Source organism: Kitasatospora sp. NPDC101183 (assembly GCF_044767945.1).
Lineage (GTDB): Bacteria > Actinomycetota > Actinomycetes > Streptomycetales > Streptomycetaceae > Kitasatospora.
This window is the reverse complement of the sequence record NZ_JBIWOW010000019.1, coordinates 102495-124416: the sequence shown is the minus strand read 5'-3', so window position 1 is coordinate 124416 and position 21922 is coordinate 102495. Positions and strand designations below refer to the sequence as shown.

Here is a 21922-nt window from a genome sequence, read left to right as displayed (position 1 = left end):
GGGCGTCACCTGTCGTGAGGGGAGGCTGGTGGGAACAGCAGGTGGTGGCGGGCGAGGACGGTGGCGAGGGTCTCGTGGCCGGGGGCGGCCCAGATCGTCTCGTTGAAGATCTCGACCTCGATCCAGCCGGTGTGGCCGGCCGCCGCGACGAGCGTGGTCAGGGCGCGCAGGTCGATGTGGCCGTCGCCGACGTGGCCCCGGCCGAGCAGGGCGTCGGCGGGCAGGGGGAGCGTCCAGTCGCAGACCTGGTAGGCGGCGATCCGGCCGCCGCGTCCGGCCCGGGCGATCTGTTCGGGCAGGGCCGGGTCCCACCAGACGTGGTAGGCGTCGACGACCACGCCGACCTGCCCGGCGGGGTGGGGCTCGGCGAGGTCGAGGGCCTGGCCGAGGGTGGAGACCACGGCGCGGTCGGCGCAGAACATGGGGTGCAGAGGCTCGATCGCCAGCCGTACGCCCGCCGCCCCGGCGTGCGGGGCGAGTTCGGCGATCAGCTCGGCGACGCGGGCGCGGGCGCCGGGAAGGTCGCGGCTGCCTTCGGGAAGGCCGCCGACGACCAGGACGAGGGTGTCGGTGCCGAGCGTGGCCGCCTCCTCGATCGCCCGCAGGTTGTCCTCCAGGGCGGCGCGGCGACCGGCCGGGTCGGCGGCGGTGAGGAAGCCGCCCCGGCAGAGGCTGCTGACGGTGAGCCCGGCCTCGCGGACGAGCTTCGCGGCGCGGGCGCCGCCGCCCGCCTCGGCGACCTTGTCCCGCCACAGGCCGATCGCGGGAACGCCGGCCTCGGCGCAGCCCCGGACGGCCTCGGCCAGGGACCAGGAGCGGGTGGTGATCTGGTTGAGCGAGAGGCGGTCGAGGCTCATGCCGCACTCCCGAGGACGGCGCGGGCGCGGTGGGCGGCCAGCTCCGGGTCGGGCAATATCCCGGCGGCCAGCGCGAGGCGGTGCAGTTCGGCGAGGTGGGCGGCGGAGCGCTCGCCCTCGGCGCCGCCGACCATGGTGAAGTGGTCCTGGTGGCCCGCGAGGTGGGCGAGGAAGACCACGCCGGTCTTGTAGTGGCGGGTCGGTGCGGCGAACAGGTGCCGGGCCAGCGGGACGGTCGGGGCGAGCAGGGCGTCGTAGCGGTCGGCGTCCCCGGCGGCGAGGGCCTCCAGCGCGGCGGCGGCCGTGGCGGCGATCGGGTCGAAGACGCCCAACAGGGCGTGGCTGTGGCCGAGTTCGTCGCCCCGGATGAGCTCCGGGTAGTGGAAGTCGTCCCCGGTGTAGAGCTTGACGCCCTCGGGCAGGGCGCGGCGCAGGGCGATCTCGCGGTCCGCGTCGAGGAGGGAGAGCTTGATGCCGTCCACGGCGGAGGCGTGCTCGCGGATCAGGGCGAGGACGGTGTCGGTGGCCCGGTCGAGGTCGGTGGAGCCCCAGTAGCCGGTCAGCTCCGGGTCGAACATCGGGCCGAGCCAGTGCAGGACGACCGGGGTGCGGCTCTGGCGCAGCAGCGGGCCGTACACCGCGAGGTAGTCCTCGGGCCCGCGCGCCAGGGCGGCGAGCGCGCGGCTGGCCATCAGGACGGGCTGGGCGTCGGCGCCTTCGACCACGGCGAGCTGCTCCTCGTACGCGCGGGTGATCTCCGTCAGCGTACGGGCCGGGGCGGTCAGTTGGTCGGTACCGACACCGCAGGCGAGTCTTCCGCCGACGGCCCGGGCCTCGGCGCCGCTGCGGGTGATCAGCTCGCGGGTGGCGGCCCAGTCGAGGCCGGCGCCGCGCTGGGCGGTGTCCATGGCGTCGGCGACGCCGAGGCCGAGGGACCACAGGTGGTGGCGGAAGGCGAGGGTGGCGTCCCAGTCGACGGTGGCGGGCCGCCCGGGGGCCTGCTCGGTGCGAGGGTCGGCGACGACGTGGGCGGCGGCGAAGGCGATGCGGAGACCAGGGGGCGTCATCACAGCTCCAGCTGGGGCACGTCGAGGCGGCGGCCCTCGCGGGCGGAGCGCAGGGCGAGCTCGGCGAGCTGGACGCCCCTGGCGCCCTCCAGCAGGTCCCCGGCGTACGGCGATCCGGTGGCGACGTGGCGCAGGAAGGCCTCCCACTGCGCCTTGAAGCCGTTGTCGAACTCCTCGTTGTCGGGCACGAGTTGCCACTGCTCGCGGAAGCGCTCGGTGACGGGCAGGTCGGGGTTCCAGACCGGCTTGGGGGTGGTGGCCCGGTGCTGGACGCGGCACTCGCGCAGCCCGGCGACGGCGCTGCCCTCGGTGCCGTCGACCTGGAACTCGACCAGCTCCTCGCGGTTGACCCGTACCGTCCAGGAGGAGTTGAGCTGGGCGACGATGCCGCCCTCCAGCTCGAAGACCCCGTACGCGGCGTCGTCGGCGGTGGCCCGGTACGGCTCGCCGCGCTCGTCGTGGCGCAGCGGGACGTGGGTGGCGGTGTGGGCGTAGAGGGAGCGCACCGGGGCGATGATGTTCTCCAGCACGTAGCTCCAGTGCGGGAACATGTCGAGGACGATGCCGCCGCCGTCCTCGGCGCGGTAGTTCCAGGAGGGGCGCTGCGGGCTCTGCCAGTCGCCCTCGAAGACCCAGTAGCCGAACTCGCCGCGCACGGAGAGGATGCGGCCGAAGAAGCCGCCGTCCACGAGCCGCTTGAGCTTGCGCAGGCCCGGCAGGTAGAGCTTGTCCTGCACGGCGCCGGTCTTCACGCCGGCCTCCCGGGCGAGGCGGGCGAGTTCGAGGGCGCCGTCCAGGGAGGTGGCGGTGGGCTTCTCGGTGTAGACGTGCTTCCCGGCGGCGATGGCGGCCCTGATGGCCTGTTCGCGGGCGGGGGTGACCTGGGCGTCGAAGTAGACCTCGGCGAGGGGGTGGGCGAGCGCCTCGTCGAGGGAGGTGGTCCAGTGGGTCAGGCCGTGGCGTTCGGCCAGGGCGCCGACGCGCCCGGCGTCGCGGCCGACGAGGATCGGCTCGGGCCACAGCGTCACCCCGTCGCCGAGGTCGAGGCCGCCCTGCTCGCGGATGGCGAGGACGGAGCGGAGCAGGTGCTGGCGGTAGCCCATGCGGCCGGTGACGCCGTTCATCACGACGCCGATCACCTTGCGGGTCACGGGAGTTCCTCTCGTACGGGTGCTTCGGGCGGAGCGGTGGTTCAGGCGGAGCGGTGGATGCCCTCGGGGCTCACGGCGTGGGCGAAGGGCAGGCCACGGGCGTAGCGGTCCAGCTCGTCGGCGGCGGCGTCGGCCAGGCGGTGCAGCTCTCCTGCGAGGGAGCCGGCGACGTGCGGGGTGAGCAGCACGTTCGGCAGGTCGTACAGCGGGGAGTCGGCGGGCAGGACCTCGGGGACGGTGACGTCGAGGACGGCGTCGAGGCGGCCGGAGACGAGCTCGGCGGTCAGCGCCTCCTGGTCGATCAGGGAGCCGCGCGAGGTGTTGACCAGGGTGGCGCCGTCGCGCATCAGGGCGAGCCTGCGGCCGTCCACCAGGTGCCTGGTCTCGGGGAGTTCGGGCGCGTGGACGGTGACGACGTCGGAGGCGGCGCACAGCTCGTCCAGGCCGACGGCGCTCGCGCCGAGGCGCTCGGCCTCCCCGGGCTCCAGGTACGGGTCGTGCAGCAGCAGCCGCAGGTCGTACGGGCGCAGCAGTTCGAGCACGCGCCGGCCGATCCGGGAGGCGCCGACCACGCCGACGGTGCGCCGGTAGTTCCCGGCGGCCGGGTGGCCGCCCAGCCAGTCGTGCGGGGCGCGGCGGCGGCGGTACTCCTCGCGCAGGGCGAGGACCCGCTTGTTGGCGAACAGCACGGCCGCGACGGTGTACTCGGCGACGGGCAGGGCGTTGGCCCAGGCCGCGGAGGTGACTTGGAGGCCGCGCTCCCAGCAGGCGTCGGTGACGTGGTGCTTGACGGAGCCGGCGGCGTGGATCACCGCCCGCAGCCGGGGCGCGGCGTCGAGGACGGCCTCGTCCAGGGGCGGGCAGCCCCAGCCGGTGATCACCACCTCGGCCTGTTCGAGGGCGGCCCGCGCCTCGGGGGCAGCGAAGTCGTCCACGACCAGGGCGGGGTCGAGGTCGGCGAGGGCGGTGAGGCGGGCGAGGGCGCCGGCGTCCAGGAGGCGGGCCGAGACGGCCGGGTCCATGGCGAGCAGGGCGCGGGGGCGGCGGGTGGCGACAGTGGTCATTTGACACTTCCTGCGGTCATGCCGGCCTTCCAGTGGCGCTGCAGCAGGACGAACGCGGCCACCAGGGGCAGGACGGCGAGCAGCGAGCCGGTGACGACCAGCGGGTAGTACTCGGGGAAGGCGTGGGTCTGGGAGTTCCAGCCGTACAGCCCGAGGCTGACGGGGAAGAGGCGGCTGTCGGAGAGCATCACCAGCGGCAGGAAGAAGTTGTTCCACACCGCGGTGAACTGGAACAGGAACACGGTCACGAAGCCGGGCGCCATCATCCGCAGGCCGATCGAGCGGAAGGCGCGCAGCTCGCTCGCGCCGTCCAGCCGCGCGGCCTCCAGCACCTCGGCGGGGACGTAGCCCTCGCAGAACACCCGGGCGAGGTACACGCCGAAGGGGTTGACCAGGGAGGGGACGAACACCGACCAGAAGCTGTTGACCACGCCCAGGTCGGAGGCGAGCAGGTACATCGGCAGGGCCAGGGCGGTGGCGGGCACCAGGACGCCCAGCAGGACGAGGCCGAAGAGCTTCTCCTTCCCGGGGAAGGAGTAGACGTGGAACGCGTACCCGGCGGCGACGCAGACCAGGGCGCACAGCAGCGCGCCGAGCCCGGCGTAGAGCAGGGAGTTGAGGTACCAGCGCAGGTAGACGCCGTCGTCGGTGGTGAACAGGTGGCGCAGGTTCTCGCCCAGGTGCCAGGTGGAGGGGGAGAGGGTGCGGCCGCCGAGGAGGTCGCCGGTGTTCTTGGCGGAGGCCGTGAGCAGCCAGCCGAGCGGCAGCAGCGTGTAGGCGGTGGCCAGGACGAGGGCGGCGTTGACGGCGCCGCGGGAGAGCGCCCGGGGGCGGCGGCGCCCCGGTGTGGGGGCGCTTCGGGAGGTGGTGGGTCGCTCGGGTCGCTCGGGGGCGAGGACGCTCACGTTCAGGCCTCCTTCCGTCGGGCGAGGCGGGTGACGAGGTAGGACAGGACGGCCGCGGCCAGGGCCAGCAGCACCGAGGAGGAGGCGGCCAGGCCGTAGTCGTTGCGGCCGAAGGCGGCGGAGTAGGCGTACATGCCGGGGGTCCAGGTGGAGACGACGCCGGGGGAGGCGTCGTGCAGGAGCATCGGCTCGGTGAACAACTGGAGCGAGCCGATCAGGGTGAACAGGGAGACCATCACCACCGAGGCGCGGATCAGCGGGATCTTGACGCTGAACGCGGTGCGCAGCGCCCCCGCGCCGTCGACCACGGCGGCCTCCAGCACCTCGCGGGGCACGGCCTGCAGGGCCGCGTAGAAGATCACCATGTTGTAGCCCGTCCACTCCCACACCGCGATGTTGACGACGGCGGGCAGCGGCGATCCGAGCGGGTCGGGGTGGGCGCCGGCCGAGTTCAGCAGGTCGATGACGGGGCTGATCCCGGGCGTGTACAGGTACGTCCACACCAGCGCGGCGATGACGCCGGGCACGGCGTGGGGCAGGAACAGCGCCAGCTGGAAGAAGCGGCGGGCGCGGGCGAGCCCGGAGTCCAGCAGCAGGGCGAGGGCGAGGGCCAGGCCCGTCATCAGCGGGATGTAGAGCAGGCAGTAGCCGGCGCTGGTGAGGAAGCTGGAGCGGAAGGCCGGATCGCCCAGCGCGCGGGTGTAGTTGCCGAGCCCGGTGAACACCGTCTCGGAGCCGCCGAAGCCGAGGCCGGAGTGGTGCTCGGTGTAGAGGCTGAGGTGGACGGCGTAGCCGATGGGGATCAGCGAGCAGAGGGTGAACAGGATCAGGAAGGGGGCCAGGAGCACGGCCGCGGCGCCGCCCTGGCGCCGCCGCGGCCGCTTCCGGATGCCCGGTGCGCTCACTGACCGACCTTGAGGCCGCGGTTCTTCAGCTCGGCGAGGGTGGCCTGCTGGGCGGTGTCCAGGGCGCCCTGGACGGTGCCGTTCTGCGGGAGCTTGCCGAAGGCGTCCTTGAGGGAGGCGTTGGTGGCGCCCATGGCCGGGCCCCACTGCCAGTTGGGCTTGATGGACTTCGCGGCGTCGGCGAAGACGGCGTACACGTCCTGGCCGCCGTAGAAGTCCGCCTTGAAGGCGTCCTTGGCGACCGGGACGAGCGCGGGCGCGGCCGGGTAGGCGGAGGAGGTGCCGGAGGCTATGCGGGCCTTGATGCCCTCGGGCGTGGTGGTGGCCCAGGTGGCGAACTCGACGGCGGCCCTGGCCTTCTTGCTGTCCTTGGAGACGGCGAAGGTGGTGCCGCCGAGCATGCCGCTGGCCGGGCTGCCGTCGCGGCTGGGCATCGGGGCGACGGCCCACTTGCCGGCGGCGTCGGGCAGGGTGCCCTTGAGGACGCCGGCGCCCCAGGAGGCGCCGAGGTAGCCGGCCGTCTCGCCCTTCTGGAGGGAGGCCGTCCAGGGCTGGCTGAAGGAGGGCTGCACCCGGACGAGGTCGTCGGTGATCATCTGCTGCCAGTAGTCGGCGGTCGGCTTGGTGCCGGCGCCGTTGAGGTCCACGCCCCAGGCGTCGTCCTTGGCGGAGAACAGGTGCGCGCCGTCCTGCCAGGCCATGGCCTCGAAGGTGGTCGGGTCGTCGGGGAAGAAGGTGGCGATCCGGGTGTTCGGCTCGGCCTGCTTCACCTTCTGGGCGGCGGTGCGGAACTCGTCCCAGGTCTTGGGCGGCGCGGTGATGCCGGCCTGCTCGAAGAGGTCCTTGCGGTAGTAGAACGCCTGCGGGGAGGCGTCCAGGGGCAGGGCCCAGGTGCGGCCGCCGAGGGTGGTCAGCTCGACGGCCTGGGGCAGGTACTGGGACTTGAGGGAGTCCGGGGCGAGGGAGGTGATGTCCTGGACGGCGCCCTGGCTGACGAAGTCGGGCAGCTGGGGGTACTCGACGTTGAAGACGTCGGGGGCGTTGTGGGCCTTCACGGCGTTGGAGATCTTGGCGTAGCCGCCGGCGGCGCCGGAGGGGATCTCCTCGTACTCCACCTTGATGTTCGGGTGGGAGGAGTTGAAGGCGGCGACGACGTCCTTGGTGCCCTTGGCCCAGCCCCAGAAGGTGAGGGTGACGGGCTTGCCGTCGTCCTTGGCGGCGGTGTCGCCGCTTCCGCCGTTGCTCCCGCAGGCGGCGAGCAGGGCGGTGCAGAGCAGGCCGGCGGCGGCGCTCAGGGCTCTGCGGCGCGCGGCCGGGCCGGGGGAGGGCACGGTGGCGGGCGCGGCGGTGGGGGCGGCGGGGCGCAGCGGGGGGCGGGATGCCGAGGGTGAGGACATGCACGACTCCGGTGGGCGGGGCGCGGGATCGCGGCCTGGTGGGGGGTGAATGGACGTCATCTTGGGCAGGCCGATCGATCGGAGTCAAGAGATCGGTATCGAATGATCTGAAATGATCACAGCTCTTGACGAACGATCACGGGCTTCCTAGATTTCCCGACCATCGGACAAGCTCGCGCGTGCCCTGGCCAGGGAGGACCCACCGTCATGCCGCTTCCCCCCGAGGACCGGGCCCTCAGCCCCCGCACCGGCTGGACCAGGGCCCACTGGGAGGCCGTCGCCGACGACCTGCTCGCCGCCGTACGGCCCTTCGCCCTCCCCGGACACGCCCTGATCGACCTGCCCGGCCCCCGGCCCAGCTGGTCCGGACGGCGCTCCGACGGCCTGGAGGGCTTCTCCCGCACCTTCCTGCTCGCCGCCCTCCGCACCGCCGGGGCCGGCGGCGACCCCGGTGGCCTGCTCGCGGGCTACGCCGACGGACTCGACGCCGGCACCCGCCACCCCACCGCCGAACGCCACCTCGCCGACGGCGACCGGCACTCCTGGCCCGCCGTCACCGACCGGGGCCAGGCCATGGTCGAGGCCGCCTCGATCGCCTTCGCCCTGCGCCTGACCCGCCCCTGGCTCTGGGACCGCCTCGCCCCCGCCGTCCGCGACCGCCTCGGCCGCTGGCTCGCCGAGGCCCTGCACCGCACCCCCAACGACAACAACTGGTGGCTCTTCCCCCTCGCCGTCGGCGGCTTCCTCGCCGAGGCGGGTATCGAGGAGGCCGCCGCCCACGCCGCCGTCCGGCGCGGCCTGGAGCGCATCGAACGCTTCCACCTGGGCCGGGGCTGGTACACCGACGGCCGCCCCCGCGCCTTCGACCACTACAACGGCTGGGCCCTGCACCTCTACCCGGTCCTGCACGCCCACCTCGCCGGGGACGGCGCCCTCCTCGACGAGTACGGGCAGCGCCTCGCCCTCCACCTCGCCGACCAGGCTCACCTGTTCGGAGTGGACGGCGCTCCCGTCCACCAGGGCCGCTCGCTCATCTACCGCTTCGCGGCCGCCGCCCCCCTCTGGGCCGGCGCCCTCACCGGCCACACCCCCCTCACCCCCGGCACCACCCGCCGCCTCGCCTCCGGCGCCCTGCGGCACTTCCTCGACCGGGGCGCCGTCGGGCCCGACGGCCTGCTCACCCTCGGCTGGTACGGCGCCCACCCGCCGCTCGTCCAGCCGTACTCGGGGCCGGCCTCGCCGTACTGGGCCTCGTCCGCGTTCCTGGGGCTGCTGCTGCCGCCGGAGCACCCGGTGTGGACGGACCGGGAGGAGGCCGGGCCCGCCGAACTCCGGGACACCGTAAGGGCGTTGCCCGCCCCCGGCTGGCTGGTGCAGTCCACGGCGGCGGACGGGCTGGTACGGCTGCACAACCACGGCAGCGACGACCAGCCCGCAGGCGCCGTCCGGCCCGACGACCCGCACTACGCGCGCCTCGCCTACTCCACGGGCACGGGGCCCGCATGCTCCGGGCCCGCCGACAACCACCTGGCGCTGCTGGTCGACGGGAAGGCCACCGAGCGGGGCCGCATCACCCCGCTGGGCACCGGCGAGGGCTGGGCGGCGTCCAGCCACGTGCCGCTGCCGGGGGTGGTCGTCACCTCGGTGACGCTGGCGCGGGGGGCGGAGGAGGTGCGGGCGCACCTGGTCGCGGGGGCTGCTCGCGGCACGGCCGTACGGGAGAGCGGCTGGGCCGTCACCGGGGGGCTGAGCAGCGAACTGCTCGGCCTGCACGGGTACACGGGCTCCGACCGGCCGGCGGTCGACGGCGGGACGGCGTTCGGGGCCGCGGGGGAGATGCCGGTCCTCACCGGCTCGATCGCGGGCGCCGAGCAGCTGCTCGTCAGCGCGGCGCGGCTCTCGGGTGCCAGTTCCTCCCCCCTCTCCGCCGTCACCCTGCACCTGCTCGACCCCGGCCGCTTCCGCGTGACCTGGCCGGACGGCACCGCCCAGGAGGCCGAACTCCGCCCCGGGCACGTCTCCGTCGTGGAGGTCTGACCGGTGCGACTCGCGCTCTCCACCCTCGGCTTGCCCGACCTGCCCCTCGCCCGCGCCGCACGCCTGGCCGCCGACACCGGCTGGCAGGGCCTCGAACTGCGCTGCGCCCCCGGGCAGCCCGTCCACCCCGGGCTCGACGCCCACGAACGGCGCGCGGCCGTAGGGGAGTTGGCCGACGCCGGGGTTCAGCCGATCGCCCTCGCCTCCTACCTCACCCTCGCCGGCCAGCCCCTCGACAAGCCACTCCTCGCCGACTTCGCCACCCACCTCGAACTCGCCGCCGACCTCGGCTGCCCCGCCTTGCGCGTCTTCCCCGGCGGCTCCGCCGTCGGCCCCCGCACGGCCGAGGACCGCGCGGCGCGGCGGCTGGCCGCCGTCGCCGACCGGGCGGGCGCCCTGGGCGTGCGCATCCTCGTCGAGACCCACGACTCCCACCCCACCGGCCAGGCCCTCGCCCGCCTCCTCGCCCGCGCCGACCACCCCGCAGTCGGCGCCCTCTGGGACCTCCAGCACACCGTCCTCGCCGGCGAAACCCCCTCCGCCACCCACCACGCCCTCGCGGCCCGCCTCGGCCACGTCCAGGTCAAGGACATCGCCTCCCCCGCCGACCGCACCCCCCTCCCCCTGGGCGCCGGCACCCTGCCCCTCGCGGACAGCCTCGCCCTCCTCCCGGCGGACACCTGGACCTGCTGGGAGTACGAGGCCCCCTGGCACCCCGCCGCGGCCCCCCTGCCGCCGCTCCTGGCGGAGGGCGCACGCTTCCTGGAGGGCCTCCGCCGGAGGTAGGCACCGGCGCCGGCCGACGGCCGATCGCCCTGTCGGAGCCGACTGGCATGATCGTCCGCACGGCACGGACGAGGGGCGGGCATGGACCTGACGGTGGAACGGACGGCACGGCAGATCGCGGCGGAGATCGTCGCGAAGGCGCCGGAAGGCTGGTCGGAGTGCGTGGTGCGGGTGCGCGCGAGCCGGGCGAGCGCCGGCATGTTCGGCAGCGGATACGTGGTGCCGAGCCGTCCGGGCCCCTACGCCGGCGTGCCGTTCCCGCACGAGAGCGTCGCATCGCTGGCGTCCCGGTTCCGGGAGAGCCACGGCTGGGAGGCCATCGCCCTGGAGCTGACCTGCCACCCGTCCGGCGCGTTCGAGCTGGTGGTGTTCCGGGACGCACTGGAACCCGAGGCCCGCCGCGAGGACGGCTGGATACTGACCCTCGACCCCGACTTCCGCCCGTCGGAACCGGGCGCGGTCGACGGCGCGGAACCGTCCGAGCCGCACCCGGGCGGGGATCCGTCGGAGGCGGTCGAGCGGCTGCGGGCCGTACTCCGGCAGCACGCCGAACGCACCGGCCGGGAAGCGCCGATGCCGGCGCCCGCCACCGAGGAACAGCTCGCCGCCGCAGAGCTCCGCCTCGGGCGGGCACTCCCCGCGGACCTGCGCGCGCTGTACCTGGAGGCCGACGGGGACGGCGGCAGCGAGGCACTGGACGGGTACTGCTGGCTGTCGCTCGACGAGGCGCTGGCCGCACACGACGGGTACATCGGCGTCCCGACCTGGTTCGGCTGGGGCCTCGGCTGGAGCCAGGTGGTCTTCGACGCCGACCCGCCGAACACGGTGCGCCGCAGCTCGGGGCATCCGGGCTGGCTCCCGATCGCCACCTGGTTCGACGGCAACTACTTCGCCGTGGACCTGGCACCGGCCGCGGACGGCCGCCCCGGCCAGGTGATCGAGGTCGGACGGGACTTCAACGAAGGCCCCAGCCATGTCGCCTCCTCCGTCACCGCCTGGCTCGGCCAGGCCCTCGGGCAGCCCGATCCGCACGCCCCGCAGCAGTCCGGGGACGGGCCGCGCAAGGTGGTGGTCTCCGCGCTGGACGAGGGGCTCGCACCGGGCGTCCAGGCGATCCACCTCAATGACGCCCCGTCACCCGTCGACCTGTCCCCGCTCTCCGCCACCCCGCGCCTGCTGCGCCTGCACCTCAACCGCTGCGCCACCACCGACCTGTCTCCCGTGACAGCACTCCCCGTCGAGGACCTGACCGTCGGCCTCGCCGCCGAGGCCGACCTCACCCCGCTCACCGGCCACCCGCACCTCGCCTCACTCGCCGTCGCCTCCGAGACCCCGATCGACCTCGCCCCGCTGCGCACCCTCCCCGCGCTGCGCTCCCTCGACCTGTCCCGCTGCGCCACCCCGGACCTGGCGCCGCTGGCCGACCTCCCCGGCCTGCGCTACCTCGCCCTCTCCGCCACCCAGTGGACGGCCCTGATCGCCGCCGACCGCCTCCCCGCCCACCTCGCCGCCGCCCGCACGACCGGAGCCCCGCCCCTCGCCGCCGCCCTCGACCTGCTCACCGCCCTCGGCGTCGACACCTCCACCGCATACCGCCTCTCCGGCACCGTCGCCGACCAGCAGGGCGCCACCGGCTGACCGGCGGCGGCGCCGAGGCCCCGCCCGGAGGCACCCCGCTCCCCGCCTCCGGGCGGTCCTCGGCCGGCGGTAGGATCTCCGCGGTCTACGGGGGAGGTCGATGTGTTCGGATCGCGCGAGCGCGCTGCGGAGTTGACGGACCGGCGGGGAAGCGGCGAGGTCAAGGGCGTGGCGCTGCTGCTGCCCGGCGGGTCGGTGCGCAGTCGGCGCGGGCCGCTGAAGCTCGCCGAGCTGGGCCTGCGGGACCTGGCGACCGAACTGACGGAGCGCGGCGGCGACCACGGCATCGCCGTGCACCTGCTGCGCTACCGCTACCGGGGCTGGAACGGCGAGGCCGCCGACACCGCCGTGGACACCCGCTGGGCCCTGGCCGAGATCGCCCGGCGCTACGGCGGCGTCCCCGTTGTCCTGGTCGGCAACTCGCTCGGCGGCCGGGCCGCGTTCTGGTGCGCCGGCGACCCCGCCGTGGTCGGTGTGGCCGGGATCGCCCCCTGGCTGCCGGAGGGCGACCCCGTGGACCACCTGGCCGGCCGCCGGGTGCTCGTCGTCCACGGCGACCGCGACCGCTCCACGGCGAGCGCCGCCCACTCCCTCGCCTACGCCCGGCGGGCCGCCGAGTTCGTCCCGGACCTCGCCCGCTACGAGGTGCCGGAAGGCGGCCACTTCCTGGTGAAGCGCGCCGACGACATCCGCGCGCTCACCACCGCCTTCGTCCTCTCCACCCTCGGCGACGACCCCGCCCACTTCGCCACCGGCGAGCTGCACACCCCTCTCCCGGCCCGCGCGTAGCGCCGGGCGAGGGCCCGCGTCGGGGCTTTGAGGTGCCTCGACCACGAGGACGGTCTGTGCGGGCAGGAGCGCACCTCGGGGCGTGACCCAGGTGCACGTACCTGTGGGGCGGGCCGGTGTCAGAGGGGGCATCTATGGTGACGACGATGTGACGATGCGCCCTGAAGGTTCCGCGTACTCGCCGAGGAACCAGCGGTGCACCAGCTGCCCCTTTCTTTCATCGCCGGCCGGAGAATCCTCGACATGAGCCTTTTCGATGCCACAGCCGTTCCGGAGTCGGATGACTGGGAGGCATGGCTCGCCTACGCGGACCTGCTGACCCGGGAAGGTGACCTGCGGGGAGAGGCCATCCGGCAGGAACACCACCGCGAGCACGGCGACGCGGACCCGTCCCGCCCGACCGCGGCGTACGCGGAGGTGGAACGGCAACTGGGACTGGACGTGCTGCGGGAGGACGGCTCCTGGCAGTTCACCTGGTCCCGCGGCTTCATCGACGAGGCATGCTTCCGCCTGGCCGAAGACACCCGGCCGCAACGCCGAAACCTGGTGGAACGGCTCCTGACGGACCACCCCCACACCGCGAGCATCGACCCGGCCGACCCCGAACAGTGGGAAAGCGCACTGATCGACACCCTCCTCACCCACCCCGCCACCTACCGGCTGCGCACACTCGAACTGCACCTCACCGACTACCACCACTCCGGCGAAAACTCCGCGATCTCACTTGCCGGCCGCCGACGCCCCCGGCTGGAACGCATGTACTACGGCTACGACTTCACCTACCTCTGCGAACCAGGTGAGACGTCAGCGGGCAAGGTGATCGACCCCGAGGATCACGTGGAGACGGGCGTGGTTTCCGCAGAGGCGGGTGAAACGCTGTGGAGGTCGCTTCCCGCACTGCGCACGCTGGAACTCGAGGGCGGTTTCCTCTTCCATGATGTCGAGCATGAAACCCTCACCCGGCTGCGGATTCGGGGGTACACATTCACGAGGTCCATGTTCCCGTCCGCGACACCGGGTCTTGTCTCGCTGGAAGTCGACGTCCGCGAGAACGTGCACGGCGTTCACGTCCTGAACGACGTCCTCGACGAACTCGCACCGCAGCGTTTCCCGAAGCTCAGGAATCTCGATCTGGGAAACGCCGACTTCGACCCGGAAGAGGCCACCGATTTTCTCGTCCTCGCGAACTCGCCCCTCCTCTCACAGCTTGAGCATCTGCGCATCCAGGACCTGGTCATCGAGGAGGAGTACTGCGAGGACGAACCGCTGGACGTGCTGACGGAACTCGCCCCCAGGTTCGCCCATCTCCATTCCTTCCTGGCGGGCGGAATCTTCATCGAAGACACCGCGGCGAACGACGGCACCTACATCGAAACCGGCGCGGAAGAAGTCAAACGCCTGCTTCCTCGATTCAGCCTGAGTCGGCGCTCCGCCGCCGCTGTGGATGCCAGTTCCACGTGCTGATCTCCCGCCAGGAGCCCGGTGACGGGTGAACCTCACCCGCCGCAGGAGGTGCGGATGCGCAGGGTGGGGAGGAGGGCGGTCCGGTGGACGGGCAGGGGGGTGGCGGTGGTGAGGCGGCGGAGGAGGAGGTCGACGGCGGTTTCGCCGACGGCGCGGGTGGGTGGGGAGACGGCGGTGAGCGGGGGTGCGGCGAGGGCGGCGAAGACGTCGTCGTAGGCGATGAGGGCGAGGTCGTCGGGGACGGTGAGGCCGTGGGTGCGCAGGTGGGGGAGGAGTTGGATGGCGTCCTGGTCGTTGTGGACGAGGACGGCGCGGACTCCGTTCGCGGCGGCCGTGGCGATGTGGGCGGCGAGGAGGGCGGGGTCGGCGGGGCGGGCGCCGGGGTCGAGGGTGGAGAGGACGGGCAGGGGTTGGGCGCCGAGGAGGCGCATGCCCTGTTCGTAGCCGGCGCGGACTTCCAGTGCCGTCCAGGAGTCGTCGCGGGCCGCGAGGAGGACGCGTTCGTGGCCGAGGGAGGCGAGGTGGCGCAGGGCGAGGAGGACGCCGTGGCGGTGGTCGGAGTAGACCATGTCGAGGCGGTCGCCCAGGGTGCCGTGGTCGGGTCGGCCGCGTTCGACGAGGACGGCGGGGACGGGGAGGGTGTCGAGCCAACGGTGGTCGCGGGCGGAGCCGTTGGGGAGGAGGTTGGGGGCGAGGAGGAGGCCGTCCGCGCCGTTCTCGAGGAGTTGCGCGGCCTGGGCGCGGTCGTCGCGGACCTCGTACGGGGCGATGCCGAGGACGAGGCGCGCGCCCTGGGCGGCGGCCGCGGCGCGGGCTCCGGCGATCAGTTCGTCGAAGTAGGAGCCGACGGAGGGGACGAGCAGTCCGACGGTGCGGGCGGAGGCGGGGGTGGGCTCCCCGGGCGCCTCGCGGAAGGAGACGAAGCCGTGGGAGCGTCCGACGCGCCCGGCCTCGGCGAGGGCGGCGACGTCCCGGCGGACGGTGACCGCCGGGATCGCGAGGCGGTCGGCGAGTTCCGCCAGCCGTAGCGGCGTGCCGGATTCCCGGACCGCTCGCAGGATCAGTTCCCGACGTTCGTCGGCCGAGATGGCCATCGCTCCGCCCCCTCCGCCGGTCGCTCCCGGACCGTGAGTGTTTGATCGAACTGTATCTTTCGATCAAACTTCGATCAAGTGCCGGTGCAGGATACGGCGATGCCGTCGAGGAGCACGGCGAGACCGCTGCTGAAGGCGTCCGGCTCTCCCGCGGAAGGATCGGAGGCGCCCCCCGCCTGCATCGCGACGAACTGCGGGAAGCGCTGCGGCAGGTCCGGGGCGAGCTCGGCGAGCCGGGCGGAGCGGGCGCCCCACCAGGCCTCGTCGGAGACGCCCGTCGCGGCGGCGGCCCCCCGCGCGTCGGCGGTGGCGGCGGCCAGGCCCCGGACGAACTGCCAGAGCGCGGCCACGGCCCCGCGCAGCCGCCGGGGTTCCAGCCCGGCGGGCGCGAGGGCGCTCAACAGCCCTTCCATCGCACCGAGTTCGGCCGGCCCGAGGACGGGGCGCGCCTGGGAGACCTGGAGCATCCAGGGGTGGCGCAGGTAGCACTCGTAAAGATCCTCGGACCAGGTGGTGACGGCACTGCGCCAGTCCTCCGATCCGCCTTCACGCGAAGGGAGTTCGGCGAGCGCGCGGTCGTGCATGAGGTCGAGCAGCTCGTCCTTCCCGGGCACGTACGTGTAGAGCGCCATGGCGGTGCGCCCGAGCCGCTCGCCGACGGCGCGCATGGAGAGGGCGGCCATGCCCCTGACGTCGGCGACCTCCATCGCCGCGCTCACGATCGCCTCCACGCTGAGCGCTGGCTTCGGGCCGCTGCGCACGGCGGGCGCGGGTGCGGCGCCCCAGAGGAGGTCGAGGGTGCGACGGGCGTCGCCCTGCCCGGCGTAGACGGTCATCCGGCATCTCCTTATGGCGTAAAGTATCGTTCCCGACGGCAACTCTTTATGCCGTAAGGCTATCAATCGAAGGGGTTTCGCGATGACACCGCCCACCACCCTGCCGGTCACCTGCGTCGAGGTCGTCGAGGCCCGCCGGATCACCCCGCGCACGGCCCGGATCACCTTCGAGGCCGAGGCGCTCGCGGACTCCGTGGGCACCGCGCCGGACCAGCAGCTCAAGCTCTGCTTCCCGCGCCCCGGCCAGGCCGTACCCGAACTGCCCGCGCCCGCCGAGGACCCGATGAGCTGGTACCGGGCCTACCTGGCGATCCCCGAGCCCCGCCGCCCGCTGATGCGCAGCTTCACCCTGCGCCACCGCCGGCCCGGCACCCGGCTGATCGAGGTCGACTTCGTGCTCCACGAGGGCGCGGGCCCCGCCTCCGCCTGGGCGCTGCGCGCCGCGCCGGGGCAGCGGCTCGGGATGGTCGGCCCCTCCGCGCTGTACGCCCCGCCCGTCCCCTTCGCGGCGGCCGCGGCGGCCGCCGACTGGGTGCTGCTGGCCGGGGACGAGAGCGCGCTGCCGGCCATCGCGACGCTGGTCGGGGCGCTGCCGCGCGAGGCCCGGGCGCTGGCGTTCGTCGAGGTCGCGGACGTACGGGAGCGGCAACCGCTGGACGGCCCGCCCGGTCTGACCGTGCGCTGGCTGCACCGCGACGGCGCCCCCGAGGGGGTGGCCCTGACCGCCGCGCTGACCGCCGCCGAACTGCCGCCCGGCCGGCCGTACGCCTGGCTGGCGGGGGAGGCCGGGGCCGTACGGGCGCTGCGCCGCCACCTGGTGACGGAGCGCGGGGTGGCGAAGGAGGCCGTCGAGTTCAGTGGGTACTGGCGCCACCGGCTGACCCAGGACGACGCCCCGACGGCCGAGGACCTGGCGGACGCGCGGGAGCTGCAGGAACGGGCCGCCGGCCGGTCGTGAGGGTTGAGCCCGGCGGGCGCGGGGAACGGTGCGAGGCGGTTCGCGGACGCCTCGCGCCGCCGTGGTCACCGCCCGGGCGTACGTGGCGATGGTTCGCCAGTGTCCAGAGTTCGCCACCGACTTTTTTCGTTCGACTTCGGTCCGTTGCGACCAGGCGTGGTCAGGGAAAAAGCGGGGACCTGGCCCGATTTCTCCCGTGAATTTTACTTTCTGATGGTCATTTTTACTTTCTGATGGGGATTTCCCCCCTTGTCGTGGTCGTGTCGGATGCGCTGGAATGCGACCGCTGTCGGGACGCGCGGTCCGGACCAACCACGCGGCCGATCCGGACTCGCGTACGGTGGACCGTGCTACCTGACGTCTCATCAGACGAAAGGATGTCCATTGATCGGCTGGCGGAAAGCCCAGCTCGCAGCTGCCGTCACGGTCACCACCGCGTCCATGGTCCTCACCTTCGGGACCTGCGCGAACGCTGCCCCCGCCCCGACCCCGCAGGACGCCCCCGCGGCGTCGGCGGACGGGCCGGCAGCACCGGTGATCGTGATCCTGAAGGACCAGATAGCGGACGCCCCGGCCGACTCCGGCCACGTCGGCGCCCGCCAGCAGAAGACCGCGCACGCGCAGGCTCCGCTGCTGGACAAGGTCAAGGCCGGCGGCGGCACCAACATCAAGAGCTTCGTGGTCGGCAACGCCTTCTCGGCCACCGTGAGCCCGGCGCTGCGCGCCAGCCTCCAGGCCGACCCGGCCGTCGCCTCCGTGGTGACGGACGCCCAGGTCGCGGTCGCCCCGGCGGCCGCGGGTGCGGCGAAGAAGGACAAGGAGGAGGCCAAGGCGGCCGGCTCCGACGGTGCGAACGCGGCCGCTTCGGGCAGCAACGGCCAGGGCCCCGAGGAGAACTCGACCAACACGGTCTGCCCCTCCGACCCGTCCAAGCCGCTGCTGGAGCCCGAGGGCCTCTACTCGACCCGCGCCTACACCGGCAACGGCAAGCCCGGCGTCGAGAACCTGGCCACGGGCAAGGGCGTCAAGGTCGCCTACATCGCGGACGGCCTCGACCCGAACAACCCGGACTTCATCCGGGCCGACGGCTCGCACGCCGTCGTGGACTACCAGGACTTCGCGGGTGACGGCGTCAACGCGCCCACCGGTGGCGCGGAGGCCTTCGGCGACGCCTCGGCGGTCATCGCCCAGGGCCGTCAGGTCTACGACGTGGCGAACTTCGTCAACGCCTCGCACGCGCTGAAGGCCGGCTGCAACATCCGCATCCGCGGCCTGGCGCCCGACGCCGACCTGGTCGCGCTGCGGGCCGGCGGCGAGATGATGTCCAACTCGTCGATCCTGCAGTCCATCGACTACGCGGTGCGCGTCTCCCACGTCGACGTGCTCAACGAGTCCTTCGGCGGCAACGTCACCCCGGACAGCGGCGCGCACGACACCATCTCGCTCTTCAACGAGCAGGCCGTCAAGGCCGGTGTCACCGTCGCCGTCTCCACCGGTGACGCGGGCATCAGCGGCACGATCGGGACCCCGGCGACGGACCCGTACGTCATCGCGGTCGGTGCCTCCACCGACAACCAGAACTACCAGCAGACCGGTTACGCGGCCTCCCAGTTCTCCAACAAGACCTGGAGCAACAACCGCATCTCCGCGCTGTCCTCCGGCGGCTTCACCCAGGCCGGCCGCACGGTCGACCTGGTCGCCCCGGGCGAGTCGGACTGGGCCCTGTGCTCGCCCGACCTCACCAAGTACACGGACTGCGCCGGCTTCAGCGGCAAGGGCTCGCCGATCCAGTCCTTCGGCGGCACCAGCCAGGCGGCCCCGTTCGTCACCGGCGCCGCGGCCCTGGTCATCCAGGCCTACCGCGACACCCACGGCGGCGACTCCCCGACCCCGGCCCTGGTGAAGAAGTTCCTCACCGGCACCGCCCAGGACCTCGGCGTTCCGGCCGAGGAGCAGGGCGCGGGTCTGCTGAACGTCCGCGCCGCCGTCGAGGCCGCCCGCGGCTACGACGACGGTGACGGCACCGACGGCGCCAACACCGTGGTCGTCAACACGGGCCAGCAGGACATCGCCGGCACCCCGGGCTCGACCCACACCGCCGACGTCTCCGTCAGCAACACCAGCGACAGCCCGCAGACCGTCAGCGCCTCGACCCGCTCCTTCACGGCGCAGTCGAACAACACGCAGACCGTGACGCTGGACACCTCCTCGAAGGACACCTTCAAGTACGCGACCAACGGCGCGGACTGGGTCCAGAAGCAGGTCAAGTTCACCGTCCCGGCGGGCGCCGACCGCCTCGCGGCCTCCATCGCCTGGCAGGGCGCCCCGAACCAGGTCACCAACGGCCCGGTCGTGCGCCTGACGCTGCTCGACCCGTCCGGCCGGTTCGAGACCAACACCCGCCCGCAGGGCGGCGCGACCCCGGCCAACTTCGGCCTGGTCGACGTCCCGCGCCCGGTCGCCGGCGAGTGGACGGCCGTCTTCTACACCCCCGCGGGCAAGGCCGGCTACAACGGCGCCGTCCAGTTCGGCACCGCCACCCAGCGGGCCGTCCCGGCCGGCGGCGTGAGCCCGACCACCGCCGAGCTGCAGCCCGGTGAGACCAAGCACCTCAAGGTGCAGCTCACCACCCCGGCCACCAGCGGCGACTCCAGCGAGGCCATCGTGGTCTCCAGCTCGAACGGCAACACCACCAGCGTGCCGGTCGTGCTGCGCAGCCTCGTCCCGGTCAAGGACGGCAAGGGCACCTTCACCGGCACCATCACCGGTGGCAACGCCCGCAACGCCTCCCCGACCCAGTCCTTCTCGTACGGCTTCGACGTCCCGAAGGGCCAGAAGGACCTGCGGGTCGGCCTGACCGTCAAGGACCCGCAGCTGTTCATGCAGGGCGCGCTGATCAGCCCCAACGGCACCCCGGTCGACATCGAGGGCAACGCCGTCATCGACGCCCAGGGCAACGTGACGGGCGGCGCCAACGGCGTCTCGGCCACCACGGTCAACCCGGCCGAGGGTCACTGGCGCTTCGTCCTGAACGTGCTCGGCCCGGTCTCCGGCCAGGAGCTCGCGCAGGACTTCACCGGCACCATCGCGCTCAACCAGAACCAGGCCACCGCGGCCGGCCTGCCGACCGACGGCAAGACCAAGCTCGCGGCCGGCAAGCCGGTCAACGTGACGGTCAACTACACCAACAACACCGTCGCCCCGCAGCGCGTCGCGGCCGACGGCCGCCTCGACAAGCGGGTGGACGTGCCGCTGGTGCCGCAGGGCGCCTCGGCCACCGTGGCGCTGCCGCTGAGCCTCACCTCCTCGGTGCCGTCCTTCCTGGTGCCCCCGGGCACCGACCAGCTCAAGGGCGTCGCGGCCTCCTCGACCCCGGCCCAGCTGGAGCTGAGCGCCACCACCGGCTCGCCGGACCTCTTCGGCGACCTCAAGAAGGCCCAGGACGGCTCCACCATCTCCGTGGTGACCGCCAAGGGCAGCACCTCGCAGCAGGTCGTCCCGGGCTTCTGGGGCTCCTTCGTGCAGCAGATCGGCCCCTTCGCCGGTCCCGCCCCGGCGGGCACCACCACGATCACGGCCACCGCGCACACCCAGGCGTTCGACCCGGCGCTGACCTCCAGCACCGGTGACCCGTTCGCCGTCGCCGTCAACGCCTCGGCCCCGGCCTCCACCCCGGTGGTCGTCCAGCCCGGCGCCAGCGGCTCGCTGCAGGTGACCGTCACCCCGACCGGCCCGAAGGGCAGCACGGTCAGCGGTGTTCTCTACCTGGTCTCCTCGCCGACCTCGGTCGCGACGGCCAACAACAGCCTCAGCACCACCGGTTCGGTGCTCGCGGCGATCCCGTACAGCTACACCGTGAGCTGACGCGGCATCAGTAACAGCAAGTAGCCGAGGCCGTCCCGGAGTTCCGGGGCGGCCTCGGCCGCTTTGTGGAGGCGTTTCCTCCGGCCGGGGGTGGGCAGGGTCCCGGATATAGGACATGTCGGCCCAAACGGGGGTGCGGTTTTGTACGAGGACATCAAGCACAGCGAGGTCGAGGTCAACGGGGTGCGGCTCCACCTCGCCGAGCAGGGGGAGGGGCCGCTGGTCCTGCTGCTGCACGGCTTCCCCGAGAGCTGGTACTCCTGGCGGCACCAGTTCGCGCCGCTCGCCGAGGCGGGCTACCGGGTCGTCGCCCCCGACCAGCGCGGGTTCGCCCGCAGCGAGCAGCCCGAGCGCATCGACGCGTACACCGTGCTGCACATGCTGGGCGACCTGACGGGGCTGATCAAGGCGCTCGGCGCCGAGCAGGCCGTGGTCGTCGGCCACGACTGGGGCGCGCCCGTCGCCTGGTCCGCCGCCGCGCTGCGGCCCGACCTCGTGCGCGGCGTCGTGGGCCTGAGCGTGCCGCCGCTGCCGGCCGGGCCGTCCCCGCTGTCGGCGGCGCGGGAGAGCTTCGGCGACGGCTTCTACCAGATCTACTTCCAGGAGCCCGGCAAGGCGGACGCCGAACTCGCGGCCGACGTCAAGGCCAGCCTTCGGCGCGTCATGTGCGGCATCCAGCCGGACGGCGAGCCCCGGCCCTGGGTGGTGCCCGAGGGCGGGACGCTGCTGGACACCGTCCCCGAGCCGGAGCGCCTGCCCGACTGGCTCACCGACGCCGACCTCGACGTCATGGCCGCCGACTACTCCCGGCACGGCGAGCGGGCCTTCACCGGCGGGCTCAACTGGTACCGCAACATCGACCGCAACAACGAGCTGATGCAGGCGTTCACCGGCCTGAGGATCGAGGTGCCCGCCCTGTACGTGGTGGGCGAGCGGGACCTCGTCAACGCGATGGTCCCGGCGCCGGTGATCGCGTACCTGCTGAGCGAGCTCACGCCGAAGCTGCACGGGCACGTCCGGCTGCCGGACACCGGGCACTGGACGCAGCAGGAGCGGCCGGCCGAGGTCACGGCGGCGCTGCTGGACTTCCTCAAGCACCTGGAAGGATAG

The 21922-nt window shown here is 73.4% G+C and carries 17 protein-coding genes; 8 read left to right on the top strand and 9 right to left on the bottom strand.

Annotated features, from left to right (window positions below; translation table 11 throughout):
• Positions 1-5: 5 nt before the first annotated feature.
• From ACIRRS_RS26255 to ACIRRS_RS26225, 7 genes are all read right to left on the bottom strand, one after another.
• Positions 6-857, bottom strand: a complete 852-nt coding sequence (locus ACIRRS_RS26255; RefSeq protein ID WP_402975444.1) for a sugar phosphate isomerase/epimerase family protein — start codon at positions 855-857, stop codon at positions 6-8.
• Positions 854-1924 carry a dihydrodipicolinate synthase family protein gene (locus tag ACIRRS_RS26250; protein WP_402975441.1) on the bottom strand — a complete coding sequence of 357 codons (1071 nt, stop codon included), beginning with the start codon at positions 1922-1924 and terminating at the stop codon, positions 854-856. The genes ACIRRS_RS26255 and ACIRRS_RS26250 overlap by 4 nt, the downstream gene beginning before the upstream one ends.
• Positions 1924-3048: a Gfo/Idh/MocA family protein gene (locus tag ACIRRS_RS26245; protein WP_402975546.1), complete on the bottom strand. Its 1125-nt coding sequence runs from the start codon at positions 3046-3048 to the stop codon at positions 1924-1926. Before ACIRRS_RS26245 ends, ACIRRS_RS26250 begins: the two co-directional genes overlap by 1 nt.
• Before the next feature lie 68 nt (positions 3049-3116).
• Entirely contained in the window at positions 3117-4139 is a 1023-nt protein-coding gene (locus ACIRRS_RS26240) for a hydroxyacid dehydrogenase (RefSeq protein WP_402975438.1), read from the bottom strand.
• Positions 4136-5044, bottom strand: a complete 909-nt coding sequence (locus ACIRRS_RS26235; protein ID WP_402975435.1) for a carbohydrate ABC transporter permease — start codon at positions 5042-5044, stop codon at positions 4136-4138. Before ACIRRS_RS26235 ends, ACIRRS_RS26240 begins: the two co-directional genes overlap by 4 nt.
• Positions 5045-5046: 2 nt before the next feature.
• A complete protein-coding gene (locus ACIRRS_RS26230) occupies positions 5047-5949 on the bottom strand; it encodes a carbohydrate ABC transporter permease (RefSeq protein WP_402975432.1) in 903 nt (300 codons plus the stop codon).
• Entirely contained in the window at positions 5946-7346 is a 1401-nt protein-coding gene (locus tag ACIRRS_RS26225) for an ABC transporter substrate-binding protein (protein ID WP_402975429.1), read from the bottom strand. Before ACIRRS_RS26225 ends, ACIRRS_RS26230 begins: the two co-directional genes overlap by 4 nt.
• A gap of 207 nt (positions 7347-7553) precedes the next feature.
• Here ACIRRS_RS26225 and ACIRRS_RS26220 point away from each other — a divergent pair, with 207 nt between their 5' ends.
• From ACIRRS_RS26220 to ACIRRS_RS26200, 5 genes are all read left to right on the top strand, one after another.
• Entirely contained in the window at positions 7554-9383 is a 1830-nt protein-coding gene (locus ACIRRS_RS26220) for a DUF2264 domain-containing protein (RefSeq protein ID WP_402975426.1), read from the top strand.
• Between the two features lie 3 nt (positions 9384-9386).
• Entirely contained in the window at positions 9387-10169 is a 783-nt protein-coding gene (locus ACIRRS_RS26215; RefSeq protein WP_402975424.1) for a sugar phosphate isomerase/epimerase family protein, read from the top strand.
• 81 nt (positions 10170-10250) lie between these two features.
• Entirely contained in the window at positions 10251-11807 is a 1557-nt protein-coding gene (locus ACIRRS_RS26210) for an SMI1/KNR4 family protein (RefSeq protein WP_402975421.1), read from the top strand.
• 102 nt (positions 11808-11909) lie between these two features.
• A complete protein-coding gene (locus ACIRRS_RS26205) occupies positions 11910-12596 on the top strand; it encodes an alpha/beta hydrolase (protein ID WP_402975420.1) in 687 nt (228 codons plus the stop codon).
• Between the two features lie 195 nt (positions 12597-12791).
• The gene (locus ACIRRS_RS26200; protein WP_402975417.1) at positions 12792-14060 is read left to right on the top strand and encodes a hypothetical protein; all 1269 of its coding nucleotides are present in this window, start codon (positions 12792-12794) and stop codon (positions 14058-14060) included.
• Between the two features lie 32 nt (positions 14061-14092).
• Here the strand turns inward: ACIRRS_RS26200 and ACIRRS_RS26195 are convergent, their stop codons facing one another.
• Complete coding sequence (locus ACIRRS_RS26195) at positions 14093-15154, bottom strand: substrate-binding domain-containing protein (protein WP_402975414.1); 1062 nt, start codon at positions 15152-15154, stop codon at positions 14093-14095.
• Positions 15155-15228: 74 nt separating this feature from the next.
• Entirely contained in the window at positions 15229-15990 is a 762-nt protein-coding gene (locus ACIRRS_RS26190; protein WP_402975411.1) for a TetR/AcrR family transcriptional regulator, read from the bottom strand.
• 82 nt (positions 15991-16072) lie between these two features.
• Here ACIRRS_RS26190 and ACIRRS_RS26185 point away from each other — a divergent pair, with 82 nt between their 5' ends.
• The 3 genes from ACIRRS_RS26185 (at position 16073) to ACIRRS_RS26175 (ending at position 21922) form a co-directional block, all read left to right on the top strand.
• Entirely contained in the window at positions 16073-16948 is an 876-nt protein-coding gene (locus ACIRRS_RS26185) for a siderophore-interacting protein (protein ID WP_402975408.1), read from the top strand.
• A 384-nt stretch (positions 16949-17332) separates the two neighbouring features.
• Entirely contained in the window at positions 17333-20812 is a 3480-nt protein-coding gene (locus tag ACIRRS_RS26180; protein WP_402975405.1) for a S8 family serine peptidase, read from the top strand.
• Positions 20813-20953: 141 nt separating this feature from the next.
• Complete coding sequence (locus ACIRRS_RS26175) at positions 20954-21922, top strand: alpha/beta fold hydrolase (protein WP_402975402.1); 969 nt, start codon at positions 20954-20956, stop codon at positions 21920-21922.

Bases quoted from the DNA above. Each gene is read 5' to 3' on its own strand.
- ACIRRS_RS26225 (WP_402975429.1), bottom strand. From the start codon at position 7,346: ATGTCCTCACCCTCGGCATCCCGCCCCCCGCTGCGCCCCGCCGCCCCC.
- ACIRRS_RS26250 (WP_402975441.1), bottom strand. From the start codon at position 1,924: ATGACGCCCCCTGGTCTCCGCATCGCCTTCGCCGCCGCCCACGTCGTC.
- ACIRRS_RS26220 (WP_402975426.1), top strand. From the start codon at position 7,554: ATGCCGCTTCCCCCCGAGGACCGGGCCCTCAGCCCCCGCACCGGCTGG.
- ACIRRS_RS26240 (WP_402975438.1), bottom strand. From the start codon at position 4,139: ATGACCACTGTCGCCACCCGCCGCCCCCGCGCCCTGCTCGCCATGGAC.
- ACIRRS_RS26210 (WP_402975421.1), top strand. From the start codon at position 10,251: ATGGACCTGACGGTGGAACGGACGGCACGGCAGATCGCGGCGGAGATC.
- ACIRRS_RS26185 (WP_402975408.1), top strand. From the start codon at position 16,073: ATGACACCGCCCACCACCCTGCCGGTCACCTGCGTCGAGGTCGTCGAG.
- ACIRRS_RS26245 (WP_402975546.1), bottom strand. From the start codon at position 3,048: ATGAACGGCGTCACCGGCCGCATGGGCTACCGCCAGCACCTGCTCCGC.
- ACIRRS_RS26195 (WP_402975414.1), bottom strand. From the start codon at position 15,154: ATGGCCATCTCGGCCGACGAACGTCGGGAACTGATCCTGCGAGCGGTC.
- ACIRRS_RS26190 (WP_402975411.1), bottom strand. From the start codon at position 15,990: ATGACCGTCTACGCCGGGCAGGGCGACGCCCGTCGCACCCTCGACCTC.
- ACIRRS_RS26255 (WP_402975444.1), bottom strand. From the start codon at position 857: ATGAGCCTCGACCGCCTCTCGCTCAACCAGATCACCACCCGCTCCTGG.